The organism is Reyranella sp., from assembly GCF_965249915.1.
Taxonomy (GTDB): Bacteria; Pseudomonadota; Alphaproteobacteria; order Reyranellales; family Reyranellaceae; genus Reyranella.
In genome coordinates this window covers 5,391,220-5,403,884 of record NZ_OZ252257.1, presented here as the reverse complement: position 1 = coordinate 5,403,884, position 12,665 = coordinate 5,391,220, and the positions used below count along the sequence as shown (strand labels likewise).

The 12,665-nt window shown below is 67.3% G+C and carries 14 protein-coding genes; 10 read left to right on the top strand and 4 right to left on the bottom strand.

Going from position 1 to position 12,665, the window contains the following annotated elements; all coding sequences use genetic code 11:
* Together dapF and ACP15H_RS26545 are read right to left on the bottom strand one after the other, a co-directional pair.
* Complete coding sequence (dapF, locus tag ACP15H_RS26550; RefSeq protein ID WP_425069130.1) at positions 1-849, bottom strand: diaminopimelate epimerase; 849 nt, start codon at positions 847-849, stop codon at positions 1-3.
* A gap of 6 nt (positions 850-855) precedes the next feature.
* Positions 856-1,755 carry a hypothetical protein gene (locus ACP15H_RS26545; protein WP_425069129.1) on the bottom strand — a complete coding sequence of 300 codons (900 nt, stop codon included), beginning with the start codon at positions 1,753-1,755 and terminating at the stop codon, positions 856-858.
* Positions 1,756-1,826: 71 nt separating this feature from the next.
* On the opposite strand from ACP15H_RS26545, the gene ACP15H_RS26540 reads away from it, so the two are divergent.
* Positions 1,827-2,429: a 2-hydroxychromene-2-carboxylate isomerase gene (locus ACP15H_RS26540; protein WP_425069128.1), complete on the top strand. Its 603-nt coding sequence runs from the start codon at positions 1,827-1,829 to the stop codon at positions 2,427-2,429.
* Between the two features lie 12 nt (positions 2,430-2,441).
* Here ACP15H_RS26540 and ACP15H_RS26535 read toward each other — a convergent pair whose 3' ends face one another.
* Positions 2,442-3,098, bottom strand: a complete 657-nt coding sequence (locus ACP15H_RS26535; RefSeq protein WP_425069127.1) for a lysostaphin resistance A-like protein — start codon at positions 3,096-3,098, stop codon at positions 2,442-2,444.
* A 146-nt stretch (positions 3,099-3,244) separates the two neighbouring features.
* On the opposite strand from ACP15H_RS26535, the gene ffh reads away from it, so the two are divergent.
* The 9 genes from ffh to leuB all read left to right on the top strand — a co-directional run bounded on the left by ffh (position 3,245) and on the right by leuB (position 10,929).
* Entirely contained in the window at positions 3,245-4,648 is a 1,404-nt protein-coding gene (ffh, locus tag ACP15H_RS26530; RefSeq protein WP_425069126.1) for a signal recognition particle protein, read from the top strand.
* A gap of 72 nt (positions 4,649-4,720) precedes the next feature.
* A complete protein-coding gene (gene rpsP, locus ACP15H_RS26525) occupies positions 4,721-5,092 on the top strand; it encodes a 30S ribosomal protein S16 (RefSeq protein WP_425069125.1) in 372 nt (123 codons plus the stop codon).
* 16 nt (positions 5,093-5,108) lie between these two features.
* Entirely contained in the window at positions 5,109-5,648 is a 540-nt protein-coding gene (gene rimM / locus ACP15H_RS26520) for a ribosome maturation factor RimM (protein WP_425069124.1), read from the top strand.
* A 1-nt stretch (position 5,649) separates the two neighbouring features.
* On the top strand, positions 5,650-6,369 hold the full coding sequence (gene trmD, locus ACP15H_RS26515) for a tRNA (guanosine(37)-N1)-methyltransferase TrmD (protein WP_425069123.1): 720 nt from the start codon (positions 5,650-5,652) through the stop codon (positions 6,367-6,369).
* A gap of 16 nt (positions 6,370-6,385) precedes the next feature.
* Positions 6,386-6,871 carry a 50S ribosomal protein L19 gene (gene rplS / locus ACP15H_RS26510; RefSeq protein WP_425069122.1) on the top strand — a complete coding sequence of 162 codons (486 nt, stop codon included), beginning with the start codon at positions 6,386-6,388 and terminating at the stop codon, positions 6,869-6,871.
* A gap of 6 nt (positions 6,872-6,877) precedes the next feature.
* On the top strand, positions 6,878-8,323 hold the full coding sequence (gene leuC / locus ACP15H_RS26505) for a 3-isopropylmalate dehydratase large subunit (protein ID WP_425069121.1): 1,446 nt from the start codon (positions 6,878-6,880) through the stop codon (positions 8,321-8,323).
* 124 nt (positions 8,324-8,447) lie between these two features.
* A complete protein-coding gene (locus ACP15H_RS26500) occupies positions 8,448-8,942 on the top strand; it encodes an RDD family protein (RefSeq protein ID WP_425069120.1) in 495 nt (164 codons plus the stop codon).
* 61 nt (positions 8,943-9,003) lie between these two features.
* On the top strand, positions 9,004-9,618 hold the full coding sequence (gene leuD, locus ACP15H_RS26495) for a 3-isopropylmalate dehydratase small subunit (RefSeq protein ID WP_425069119.1): 615 nt from the start codon (positions 9,004-9,006) through the stop codon (positions 9,616-9,618).
* A 192-nt stretch (positions 9,619-9,810) separates the two neighbouring features.
* A complete protein-coding gene (gene leuB, locus ACP15H_RS26490; RefSeq protein WP_422033374.1) occupies positions 9,811-10,929 on the top strand; it encodes a 3-isopropylmalate dehydrogenase in 1,119 nt (372 codons plus the stop codon).
* 15 nt (positions 10,930-10,944) lie between these two features.
* Here the strand turns inward: leuB and ACP15H_RS26485 are convergent, their stop codons facing one another.
* On the bottom strand, positions 10,945-12,630 hold the full coding sequence (locus ACP15H_RS26485; protein ID WP_425069118.1) for a helicase HerA-like domain-containing protein: 1,686 nt from the start codon (positions 12,628-12,630) through the stop codon (positions 10,945-10,947).
* Positions 12,631-12,665 lie beyond the last annotated feature (35 nt).

Genomic DNA, 12,665 nt, shown 5'->3' with positions numbered 1-12,665 from the left:
TCAGGACAGCAGCGAACGGTCGAGTTCGCCCTTGTAGGCGAGCGCAATGCCGCCGGTCATCGAAACGTGATCGTCACGCAGCCATTCGATCGTGAGCGTGCCGTGCTCGACCACGACGTCGACCTTGCGCCCCGTGAGGCCGCGCCGCGCCGCGGCGACGCCGGCGGCACAGGCGCCCGACCCGCAGGCGAGCGTCAGGCCCGCGCCACGTTCCCAGACGCTGAGCTTCAGCCTGTTCTCCCCGATGATCTGCGCCACGCCGACATTCACGCGCTCGGGAAAGAACGGATCATGCTCCAGCTTCGGTCCGAGTTCCGTGATCGGGATCGCGGCGAGATCGTCGACGAAGAAGGTCGCGTGCGGATTGCCGACGTTTGTGCCGACCGGGTCCTGCAGCGGCCCGAGCCCCACCGGCATGTGCTTGGTGTCGCACGCCTTCGCGACGGGAATCTCGCGCCAGTCCATGCGCACCAGCCCCATGTCGACGGAGATCACCGGCAGGCCGTTGGGCCCACGGCCGACCTTCTGCGATTCGAGCAGGCCGGCGACGGTCTGGATCGTCACGTCGTCCGACTTGCGCTCGTCCATCACCACCGACGCGACGCAGCGCGTGGCGTTGCCGCAGGCCTGCGCCTCGCTGCCGTCGGGATTGTAGATGCGCATGAAGACGTCGGCATCGGCCTCGGTCGGCGGTTCCAGCACGATGAGCTGGTCGCAGCCCACGCCCAGTCGGCGGTCGGCGATGGCGCGACGACGCAGCGGCGTCAGATCGAGCGCATGCGCGCGCGCGTCGAGCACGACGAAGTCGTTGCCCAGCCCGTGCATCTTGAGGAAAGGCGTTCCGGCCATGCGGCGCTATATGGCGGTTCGGCCGGGCCAGCGCAACGAGCGCGCCCGGACCTGCCCGGCGTGCGCCCCGGCGATTTCGCGCACGTCCAGGGTCGGCAGGCGCTTGGTGTAGATGGTGAGATGCAGGATGCCGAGCGCCTCGTAGGGCATGGCCGGCTCGACGAACAGGCCGCGGGCCGCATCCCAGGCCGGGGTGGCGTGATGGACTGGCCAGTTGCAGCGGCTGGGCAGCGGCTCACAGGAATAGCCACGGTCGTAGACCAGCACGTTGAGGGCGACCTGGTCGGTCATGTTGGTCGAGCGCTGCAATGCCTCGCCCAGCAGCCCGGCCCAGCCCTGCCAGTGGGGCGCGTCGGCGGCGAGCGCGAAGACGCCGGCGTTGATCAGCGGATAGCGGATCAGCCGCTCGGCCGTTTCCTTGTCGAAACAGGCCTCGAACGCCGCGCCGTTGATCGACGAGAATTCCTGCCAGGCATGGCGATAGTGACGCATCGAGCGGTGGATCTCGGGCGCCACGGCCAGCGCGCCCGTCCGGGCGGCCGCGAGGAACAAGGAGACCGCATCGCCCTGCTGCACCCAGCAATCGCCGTCGATCCAGAGATAGAGATCGAAGCCCGGGAAATAGCGCGGCAGGAACGGCCGCGCCGTCAGCGCCTTGTAGCCGTCCTTCAACGAGTCGCGGCCGGGAAAGTCGAAATCCCATTGCGGGACCACGAGGACAGCGCCTCGTTCGCGGCACCAGTCGCGCTGCTCTTCGGTCAGCCCGCAATCCAGGACACCCAGCGCCAGCCCGCGGCCCGGCTCGGTCGCCTGCAAGGACTCGATGCAGTCGCGCATCAGGTCGAAATAGGCGGCGTCTCCGCCGGTGATGGCGATGGCTCGTTCAGAATCGGGGTTTCTGCTCACCTCGCGAAGATGGCGTATCGACAGGCTTTGCGCCACAGTCCGCGCCAACGCACGCCATTCCGGGGGAACTCATGGGCAAGCACGTCGACTACTACGTTTCGCTGAATTCGCCGTGGACCTATCTCGGGTCCGCGCGCTTCGACGCCATGGTGAAGAAGCACGGCGCGACGGTCACGATCTGGCCGGTCGATTTCGGCTCGGTCTTCGCGGTCTCGGGCGGCCTGCCCCTGCCCAAGCGCGCGCCGCAGCGTCAGGCCTATCGCATGATGGAGCTGAAGCGCTGGCGCGACCATCTCGGCGTGAAGACCACGCTCGAGCCCAGGTTCTTTCCCGCCAACGAGGTGCCGGCGGCCAAGTGCGTGATCGCGCTGCGCGAAGCGGGCCGCATGGAAGACGCCGTCAAGGTCGCACACGCGGTGCTGACCGGCCTGTGGGCCGAGGAGAAGAACAGCGGCGACCTGGACACGCTGAAGGCGATCATCGACGGATGCGGCCTCGACGGTGCCGCCGTCCTGAAGGCCAGCGAAGAGCCGGGCATTGCCGAGAAGCGCGAGGCCTACACCAAGCACGCCATTTCGCAGGGCGTGTTCGGCGCGCCCTCCTTCGTCATCGATGGCGAGATCTTCTGGGGCCAGGACCGGCTCGACTTCGTCGAACGCAAGCTCGCCTCCTGACGCAGCCCCCGTTCACGGGCTCAGGAGCGCCGCCGCCGATACCGCGATCGTGTTGTTGATGATGTGCGCCACGATCGTCGGGACCAGCGAGCCGGTGCGCCAGCGCAGCCAGCCGAACCAGAAGCCGAGCGGCAGCACCAGGAGAATGTGCAGGGGCTCCGTATGGGCGGCGGCGAAGGCCAGCGAACTGAGCACGAAGGCCACCAGGTTGCTCCAGCGACCCGCGAGCCAGCCATAGAACAGGCCGCGGAAGACCAGTTCCTCGACGATCGGCGCCAGAAGGCCCAGAACCGCGAGGGTTTGAAGGATCCGCGCCGTGCCCTGGATGCCCTCCGTCACCTGCTTCACCCCCTCGGGCTGCGGACCGAGTTGGCTGACGGCAAACGACAGTACCGTCGTGCCAAGGACCGCGAAGACCACGGGCCGCCAGCCCACCGGGCGCAGGCCGAGCGCCGCCGGTGCATTTCGGCCGAGCGGCATGACGGCGATAACAAGGGCGAGCAGGCAGGTTGCGAAGAAGGCGCTGAGCACCAACAAGTTGCTTCGTTCGGGCAAAAGCCAGAAAACCAGCAGGCCGATCAGCGGCGCCGCGACCACGAAGGCCAGCATCGACCAGCCCGAAAGGCGCTGGGAATTGTTGTCGTTCAAGGGGTTAGCCGGCTCGTCCAAGCGTTTTGACTCCTGACGCGGCAAGCCTTATACCCCGCCGGCTCAATCGGTCGTGCCGATTTACTAGGTTCCCCCTTCGGGGAGCTCCGCTGATCCGCGAAGGTTCGCGCATCGGCGCGATACGTCTTTGAGCGAACGGGAGCACGATGTTCGAGGGTCTTAGCAAGCGTCTGGGCGATGTTTTCGACAAGCTGAGGGGGCGTGGTGCGCTTTCCGAGGCCGATGTCGACGCGGCCCTGCGCGAGGTGCGGACCGCCCTGCTCGAGGCCGACGTGGCCCTGCCCGTCGTCCGCCAATTCATCGACGAGGTCCGGCCGAAGGCGATCGGCGCCGATGTCATCCGCTCGGTCACGCCGGGCCAGATGGTCATCAAGATCGTCAACGACCACCTGGTCGAGATGCTGGGCGGCACCGTCGCCGACCTCGACCTGGGCGCCATCCCGCCGGTCGTCATCCTGATGGTCGGCCTGCAGGGTTCGGGCAAGACCACCTCCTCGGCCAAGATCGCCTATCGCCTGAGCCAGGGCCCGCAGGGCATGGCGGCGGAGATGTTCGGCGGCAGCTTCTCGACCCGGCGCAAGGTCATGATGGCCTCGCTCGACACGCGTCGCCCGGCCGCGCAGCACCAGCTCAAGGTGCTGGGCGAGCAGACCGGCGTTCCGACGCTGCCGATCGTCCCGCTCGAGATGCCGCTCGCCATCACCCGGCGCGCCCTCGAAACGGCCAAGCGCGAGGGCTTCGACGTCCTCATCCTCGACACGGCGGGCCGGCTCTCGATCGACGAAGAGCTGATGAAGGAGGTCGCCGACATCAGCGACCTCGCCAAGCCGAAGGAGACGCTGCTCGTCGCCGACGCCATGACCGGCCAGGACGCCGTGAACGTGGCCAAGGCCTTCAACGAGCGGCTGGCCGTCACCGGCATCGTGCTGACCCGCGTCGACGGCGACGCGCGCGGCGGCGCGGCCTTGTCGATGCGCGCCGTCACCGGCCGGCCGGTCAAGCTGATCGGCGTCGGCGAAAAATTCGACGCGCTGGAGCCGTTCCATCCCGATCGTATTGCGTCCCGCATCCTCGGCATGGGCGACATCGTCTCGCTGGTCGAGCGCGCCGCCGAGACGATCGACAAGGAAGATGCCGAGAAGCTGGCGGCCAAGGTCCGCAAGGGCCAGTTCGACATGGACGACCTGCTCAACCAGCTGCGCCAGCTGCGCAAGATGGGCGGCCTGTCGGGATTGATGGGTATGCTGCCGGGCGCCATGCAGGCCAAGGCCGCCATGTCCAAGGCCAAGATCGACGAGGGTCAGCTCAAGCGCCAGGAGGCCGTCATCCTGTCGATGACGCCGAAGGAGCGCCGCAACCCCGACCTGATCCACGCCTCGCGCAAGAAGCGCATCGCCAAGGGCTCGGGCGTGCAGGTGCAGGATGTCAACAAGCTGCTCAAGCAGCATGCCGACATGCTCAAGATGATGAAGCGGGTGAACAAGCTCGGTGAGAAGGGATTCATGCGCAGCCTCGGCGGCATGGGTGGCCCGCCGGGTTTTCCGCGCTGAAGTTTCAACGAAGTCAGCAAGATCGACGTCAGACAATCACGCGAATCGATATCGAAGAGAGGACTAGAGAGAATGATCGCAATCCGCATGACCCGGCACGGTGCCAAGAAGCGCCCGTTCTTCCACATCGTCGTGGCCGATTCCCGCAGCCCGCGCGACGGCCGCTTCATCGAGAAGCTCGGCACCTACAACCCGCTTCTGCCGCGCGATCATGCCCAGCGCCTGATGCTCGACAAGGAGCGCATCGCGCACTGGCTGAAGGTCGGCGCGCAGCCGTCCGATCGCGTCGCGAAGTTCCTGTCGCAGGCCGAGCTGATGAAGCCGCGCGAGCGCCGCGAACAGACCAAGAAGCCGCTGCCGCGCGCCAAGGCGCAGGAGCGCATGAAGGCCGAGGCTGCGGCAGCTGCCGCCGCGGCGCCCGCGCCGGAGGCTGCGGCCACCTGATCGGCAAGGTGTTCCGATGAGCAAGGGCCGCGTCCTGCTGGGCGTCGTTGCGGCACCTCACGGGGTCCGCGGCCTGGTGCGCATCAGGAGCTACACCGAGGATCCGATGGCGATCGCCTCCTACGGCGCGCTGTCGGACGAGAAGGGAACGAAAGAGTACCGGGTCGAGGCGCTGAGCTCCGTAAAGGGAGCGGTCCTGGCCCGGATCGAGGGCGTAGCCGATCGCACGGCGGCCGAGGCAGTACGGGGTTTGCGGCTCTATGTGGAGCGCGAGCGCCTGCCGGAGACGGGCGAGCGGGAGTGGTACGAGGCGGACCTGATCGGGCTCGCCGCGTTCGACCGGGACGGCCGGGATTGGGGGAAGGTCATGGCCTTCCACGATTTCGGCGCCGGGCGGACGATGGAAGTGTCGGGAGGCAGCGCATCGAGGCACTCGGTGATGCTGCCCTTCACCGACGAGGCGGTGCCCGAGATCGACGTCGAGGGCGGCAAGGTTACGGTCAATCCGCCGGCAGGTTTGCTGACGGGTGGGCCGGCGAAGGAGGCGGAGGGCTAACGTGTGGCGCGCGACCGCGCTGACGCTGTTCCCGGAGATGTTTCCGGGCCCGCTGGGCGAGAGCCTGGCCGGCCGGGCGCTCAGGGAGGGCGTGTGGTCGCTGGAGGCCGTCGACATCAGGCGGTTCGCCGGAGACCGGCATCGCACGGTGGACGATGCGCCCTTCGGTGGCGGCGCCGGCATGGTGTTGAAGCCCGACGTGCTGTCGGCGGCGATCGAGGCGGTTGCCGTACCGGGAGTGCCGAAGGTCCTGCTTTCGCCGCGCGGCGCGCCGTTCAGTCAGGCGCGCGGGCGGGAGCTGGCGGCGGGACCGGGCGTGTTGCTGGTGTGCGGGCGGTTCGAGGGCGTCGACGAGAGGGTCATCGAGGCCCAGGCGCTGGAGGAGATTTCGGTCGGTGATTTCGTGCTTTCGGGCGGCGAGATCGCGGCCATGGCGATGATGGATTGTTGCGTGCGGCTGCTGCCCGGCGTGATGGGCGCGGCCGATTCGGCGAGCGAGGAGAGTTTCGAGGACGGATTGTTGGAGTACCCGCACTACACCCGGCCCGCGACCTGGGCAGGGCCCGACGGAATCGAACGGCGCGTGCCGGAGGTTCTGGTCTCGGGCCATCACGGCAAGGTCGCCGAGTGGCGGATGCAGCAGCGGGAAGAGATCACGCGGAGGCGACGGCCCGATCTTTGGGCCACTCGCCGGACCGCGGCGGGAAACGATAAGAAGTGACGAAAGGATAGACACGATGGATATTCTCGACGCGATCGGCCAGACGACGATCGACAAGGTGCAGGCCGAACGGCCGGTGCCGTATTTCGAATCGGGCGACACGCTCAAGGTGCACGTCAAGGTGCAGGAAGGCAGCCGCGAGCGCCTTCAGGTCTACGAAGGCCTCTGCATCGCCCGCAAGAACGCCGGCGTGAACTCCTCGTTCACGGTGCGTAAGATCAGCTTCGGCGAAGGCGTGGAGCGCGTGTTCCCGCTCTACAGCCCGAGCATCTGGGAAATCGAGGTCGTCCGTAAGGGTATCGTGCGGCGCGCCAAGCTGTATTACCTGCGCGAGCTGCGCGGCAAGGCGAGCCGTATCGCCGAGGACACCGAGGCCCAGCGCGAGCTGCTCGCCGTGCAGGCGGAGGAGGCTCTCAAGCGTCCGCGCCGCGAGAAGCTCAAGAAGGAAAAGCCCAAGGAAGAGAAGTCCGTCCGCAACGCCAAGGGCGGCGGAAAGAAGTAGGTCCACATGGCGTTCCGCAAACAGTCGGCCACCCCGCCGGCGCCGCCGCCGCCTCCGCGGACCCTGTTCGAGAAGATCTGGGACAGTCACGTCGTCCATCGCCAGGACGACGGGACGTGCGTCATCTACATCGACCGTCATCTCGTCCACGAGGTGACCAGCCCGCAGGCCTTCGAGGGCCTGCGGATGGCTGGCCGGCCGGTGCGCCGGCCCGACGCCACGATCGCGGTCGCCGACCACAACACGCCGACCACCGACTTCAGCCAGGGCATCGAGGACGAGGAGTCGCGCATCCAGGTCGAGACGCTCGAAAAGAACGTCGCCGACTTCCATGTGCCGTACTTCGACCTGAACGATCCGCGGCGCGGCATCGTGCACGTGATCGGCCCCGAGCAGGGCCTCACCCTGCCCGGCATGACGATCGTGTGCGGCGACAGCCACACCTCGACGCACGGCGCGTTCGGCGCGCTGGCCTTCGGCATCGGCACCTCCGAGGTCGAGCACGTGCTCGCCACCCAGACGCTGATCCAGAAGCCGGCCAAGAACATGCGCGTCTCGGTCGAGGGCAGCCTGCCGCTCGGCGTGACCGCCAAGGACGTCATCCTGGCCATCATCGGCAAGCTCGGCACGGCCGGCGGCACCGGCTACGTGATCGAGTATGCCGGCCGCGCCATCCGTGAGCTCACGATGGAAGGCCGCATGACGGTCTGCAACATGTCGATCGAGGCGGGCGCCCGCGCCGGCCTGATCGCGCCCGACGAGACGACCTTCCAGTATCTCCAGGGTCGTCCGTACGCGCCGAAGGGCGGGGCGTGGGACCTGGCGCTCAGCCAGTGGCGCCGCCTGCCGTCGGACAAGGGCGCACACTTCGACGTGCAGCTCGACCTCAACGCCGCGGACATTCCGCCGATGGTGACCTGGGGAACGAGCCCGCAGGACGCTCTGCCGATCACCGACGTCGTTCCGGACCCGGCCAATGCGCCGGACGAGAACCGCCGCGAGGCCTGGACCCGGTCACTCGCCTATATGGGCCTGACGCCGGGCACGCGCCTCGTCGACGTGCCGATCGACCGTGTGTTCATCGGCTCGTGCACCAACGGCCGCATCGAAGACCTGCGCGCCGCCGCCGAGATCGCGCGCGGCCGCAAGGTCGCTTCGACCGTGTCGGCCATGGTCGTTCCGGGCTCCGGCCTGGTGAAGGCCCAGGCCGAGAAGGAAGGTCTCGACAAGATCTTCCTCGAGGCCGGTTTCGAATGGCGCCTGCAGGGCTGCTCGATGTGCCTGGCGATGAACGCCGATCGCATCGAACCCGGCCAGCGCTGCGCCTCGACGTCGAACCGCAACTTCGAGGGCCGCCAGGGCCGCGGCGGTCGCACCCATCTGGTGAGCCCGGCCATGGCGGCCGCGGCGGCCATCCGGGGCACGCTCGCCGACGTTCGCGACTTCCAGTAGACACCCGCCTCCGGTGGATGATGACGGGCGGTGCCGCGAGGCGCCGCCCGTTTCTATTTGCAGTGGAAGACGGGCGTGGCCAATGTAGGGACGTCGTTTTCGCCGACCCTCGTGGGAGAGACACATGGCCAGCGTTCCGAACTCAGGTCCCGCCGCCCCGCCGCCGCCGCCCGTCTGGGATGCGACGCCGCCGGGCACCGCGCCGGTCGGCTATGGCGGCTTCTGGATCCGTGTCGTGGCCTACATCATCGACGCCATCCTGGTCAGCCTCGTCCTGGGCGTCATCATGTCGGTCTTCGGCCTCAAGTACATGAACCTGGACGATCTGAGCAATTATGACCCGACGGTGAACCTTCTCTCGGTCCTCGTCTTCTGGCTCTATTTCGCGCTGCTGGAGAGCTCCGAGCGGGGCGCCACGGTCGGCAAGATGGCAATGGGTCTGCGGGTCGTTACCAACGACGGCAAACGCCTCAGCTTCATGAATGCCACAGGGCGGTATTTCGCCAAGATCCTCTCCGGGATGATTTTCTGCATCGGCTACATCATGGTCGGCTTCACCGAGCGCAAGCGCGGCCTGCACGACATGCTCGCCAACACCCTGGTCATCAAGACCCGCTAGAATCGGGTGGCTTGACCGCGGCCCGGAAAGCCCGTTTATTCCGGCCTTTCCGGGAGGTCTCATGGAGAAATTCACGACGCTGAGCGGCGTCGCTGCGCCGCTGCCCATGGTCAATGTCGACACCGACATGATCATTCCGAAGCAGTTCCTCAAGACCATCAAGCGCACCGGCCTGAAGGACGGCCTGTTCTACGAGATGCGCTGGACGGCGGACGGCCAGAAGAAGGACTTCGTCCTCGACCAGCCGGCCTACCAGAACGCCAAGATCATCGTGGCGGGCCCCAACTTCGGCTGCGGCTCGAGCCGCGAGCACGCGCCCTGGGCGCTGCTCGACTTCGGCATCCGCTGCATCATCTCCGAGGACTTCGCCGACATCTTCTACAACAACTGCTTCAAGAACGGCATTCTGCCGATCAAGGTGCCGAAGGAGATCGTCGACAAGCTGATGGACGATGCGAGCCGCGGCTCCAACGCCATCATCGAGATCGATCTCGAGAAGCAGGAGATCAAGGGTCCGGACGGCGGCACCGTCCATTTCGACCTCGATCCCTTCCGCAAGAAGTGCCTGATGGAAGGCCTCGACGATATCGGCCTCACCATGGAGAAGAAGTCGGAGATCGACGACTTCGAGCGCCGCCAGAGCGAGTCGCAGCCCTGGCTGCACGGCGCCGCCTGAGGAACGAACCCAGACCTCATCCTGGGGAGCGAGCGCAGCGAGCGTCTCGAAGGATCGGCAACGGACACCGCGCCTGCTGCCCATCCTTCGAGACGCGCCGAGAACGGCGCTCCTCAGGATGAGGTCATTCCAGCGGACCGAAGACCGTCCAAACCGATCCGAATTCCAAACCCAACGGAAGACCTGACCATCATGGCGTCCAATCGCAATCTGCTCGTGCTGCCCGGCGACGGCATCGGCCCCGAGGTGATGAACGAAGTCCGCAAGATCATTGCCTGGATGGGCAAGAAGCGCGCGATCGGCTTCGACATCAAGGAAGACCTCGTCGGCGGCGCCGCCCTCGACAAGCACGGCGTGCCGCTCAGCGACGACGCCATGAAGACCGCGCTGGAAGCCGATGCCGTGCTGTTCGGCTCGGTCGGCGGCCCGAAGTGGGACACCGCCGACTTCAGCAAGAAGCCCGAGCGCGGCCTGCTGCGCCTGCGCAAGGAGATGGACCTCTTCGCCAACCTGCGCCCGGCGAAGGTGTTCGATGCGCTGGTCGACGCCTCGTCGCTCAAGCCCGAGATCGTCAAGGGTCTCGACATCATGATCATCCGCGAGCTGACCAGCGGCGTGTATTTCGGCGAGCCGCGCGGCCGCCACGTCAACGCCGCCGGCGAGGTCGAGGCCTTCGACACGCAGCGCTACACGGCCCCCGAGATCCGCCGGGTCTGCGCCGTCGCCTTCGAGCTGGCCCGCAAGCGCAAGAACAAGGTCCTCTCCTCGGAGAAGGCCAACGTGATGCACACCGGCGTGCTGTGGCGCGAGGAGGCGACCAAGCTGCACAAGGAGAAGTACTCCGACGTGAAGCTCGATCACATGTATGCCGACGCGCTCGCCATGCAGCTCCTGCGCGCGCCCAAGGAATTCGACGTGATCGTCACCGACAATCTGTTCGGCGACATCCTGTCCGACGAGGCCTCGATGCTGACCGGCTCGCTCGGCCTGCTGCCGTCGGCCTCGCTCGGCGCCCCCGACGCGACCGGCCGCCGCAAGGCGCTGTACGAGCCGATCCACGGCAGCGCGCCCGACATCGCGGGCAAGGGCCTGGCCAATCCGATCGCCCAGACGCTCAGCTACGCGATGATGCTTCGCTATTCGTTCGATCTCGGCAAGGACGCCGACATGGTCGAGCTGGCCGTCGAGAACGTGCTGAAGGCGGGCTACCGCACCGGCGATCTTCTGGTGGGCAACACCGACGGCGTGAAGAAGGTCGGCACCCAGGAAATGGGCGACGCCATCGTCAAGGAACTCGACCGCCTGAGCTGATCGGCGACCGCCGGATCAGCCTCTCAGGATCGAGCCCAGAACACCGCGCAACACGGCGCCGCCGACGGTGGCGCCGATCGATGCCGCCTTTCCCTTGCCGAACACGGCCTTCGCCGCCTCGCGCGCGGCGACGGTCGCCATGCTGCGGCCCGCTGCCTTGGCGACGGCGATGCCCACCGAATCGCGCTGACGGCCGGCGGGCGCCCTCTTCGGCTCGGGCGTGGGCGCTTGCGGCTGGGGCTGCGCCGTCTTGAGGCGCGGTTGAGGACGGGGCTCGGGCGGAATCGGCTGCTCGACTTGCGGCGGCGGCGGCTCGGCCGGGCGAGGCCCCCATGGACCCGTCGTCGCGGGGACGGTGGGCGGCACCGATCCATACTGGCCGCGACGGCGCGGCGGAGCCGCTTCAGGAACGGCCGTCCCGGCCACGCGACCGGTGAGAACTTCATAGGCCGACTGGCGGTCGACGGCCTTGTCGTATTTGCCGGCCAGCGGGCTCGCCGCCATGACGGCCGCGCGCTCTTCCGGCGTCGCCGGTCCGATGCGGCCCTGCGGCGGCGCGATGAAGCAGCGCTCGACCGGAAAGGGTACGCCCTTGGCATCGAGGAACGACAGCAGCGCCTCGCCGACGCCAAGCTCGGTGATGGCTTCCGCGGCATCGAACGCCTTGTTCGGCCGGAAGGTCTCGGCCGCCACCTTCACGGCCCGCTGGTCGCGCGGCGTGAAGGCGCGCAGCGCGTGCTGCACGCGGTTGCCGAGCTGGCCCAGCACGGTCTCCGGCACGTCGAGCGGGTTCTGGGTGATGAAGTAGACGCCGACGCCCTTGGAGCGGATCAGGCGCACGACCTGCTCGATGCGCGACAGCAGCGCCTTGGGCGCGTCGTCGAACAGGAGATGCGCCTCGTCGAAGAAGAAGACGAACTTCGGCTTGTCGAGATCGCCCACCTCGGGCAACGACTCGAACAGCTCCGACAGCAACCACAGCAGGAAGGTCGCGTAGAGGCGCGGGCTCTGCATCAGCCGGTCGGCCGCCAGGATGTTGATGGCGCCGTAACCCGCAGGATCGCAGCGCATCATGTCGTGGAGATCGAGTGCCGGTTCGCCAAAGAATTTCTCGCCGCCCTGCTGGCTGAGCGTCAGGAGCTGGCGCTGTATGGTGCCGACCGACGCCTTGCTGACATTGCCGAACTCCGTCGTCAGCGTGCCGGCATTCTCGGCGACCCATTGCAGCAGTGCCTGCAGGTCCTTGAAGTCGAGCAGCAGCAGGCCCTGCTGGTCGGCGATCCTGAAGACGATGTTGAGTACGCCTTCCTGCGTCTCGTTGAGCTGCAGCAGGCGGGCCATCAGCACCGGCCCCACTTCGCTCACCGTCGTACGGATCGGATGACCCTTCTCGCCGAACAGGTCCCAGAAGATCGTCGGGAAGGCGCGTCCGGCATATCCCTCGATGCCGAGTTGCTTGACGCGCTCGAGCGCGCGCGGACTGGTGCCGCCGGCCTGGCTCACCCCGGACAGATCGCCCTTCACGTCGGCCATGAACACCGGCACGCCGTAGGCCGAGAAGCCTTCGGCAATGGTCTGCAGCGTGACGGTCTTGCCGGTGCCGGTCGCGCCGGCGATCAGGCCGTGGCGGTTGGCGTATTTCAGAAGGAGATACTGGTCGGCAGTGCTGGCCCCCACGAAGATCGCCGCGTCGTCGCTCATGCCGTCTCCCCTGTGCTCGCCCCGACTTTAGCCAA

Coding starts and splice junctions, on each gene's coding strand:
- dapF (WP_425069130.1), bottom strand. CDS start 849: ATGGCCGGAACGCCTTTCCTCAAGATGCACGGGCTGGGCAACGACTTC.
- ACP15H_RS26540 (WP_425069128.1), top strand. CDS start 1,827: ATGGGCAAGCACGTCGACTACTACGTTTCGCTGAATTCGCCGTGGACC.
- ffh (WP_425069126.1), top strand. CDS start 3,245: ATGTTCGAGGGTCTTAGCAAGCGTCTGGGCGATGTTTTCGACAAGCTG.
- rpsP (WP_425069125.1), top strand. CDS start 4,721: ATGATCGCAATCCGCATGACCCGGCACGGTGCCAAGAAGCGCCCGTTC.
- rimM (WP_425069124.1), top strand. CDS start 5,109: ATGAGCAAGGGCCGCGTCCTGCTGGGCGTCGTTGCGGCACCTCACGGG.
- rplS (WP_425069122.1), top strand. CDS start 6,386: ATGGATATTCTCGACGCGATCGGCCAGACGACGATCGACAAGGTGCAG.
- leuC (WP_425069121.1), top strand. CDS start 6,878: ATGGCGTTCCGCAAACAGTCGGCCACCCCGCCGGCGCCGCCGCCGCCT.
- ACP15H_RS26500 (WP_425069120.1), top strand. CDS start 8,448: ATGGCCAGCGTTCCGAACTCAGGTCCCGCCGCCCCGCCGCCGCCGCCC.
- leuD (WP_425069119.1), top strand. CDS start 9,004: ATGGAGAAATTCACGACGCTGAGCGGCGTCGCTGCGCCGCTGCCCATG.
- leuB (WP_422033374.1), top strand. CDS start 9,811: ATGGCGTCCAATCGCAATCTGCTCGTGCTGCCCGGCGACGGCATCGGC.
- ACP15H_RS26485 (WP_425069118.1), bottom strand. CDS start 12,630: ATGAGCGACGACGCGGCGATCTTCGTGGGGGCCAGCACTGCCGACCAG.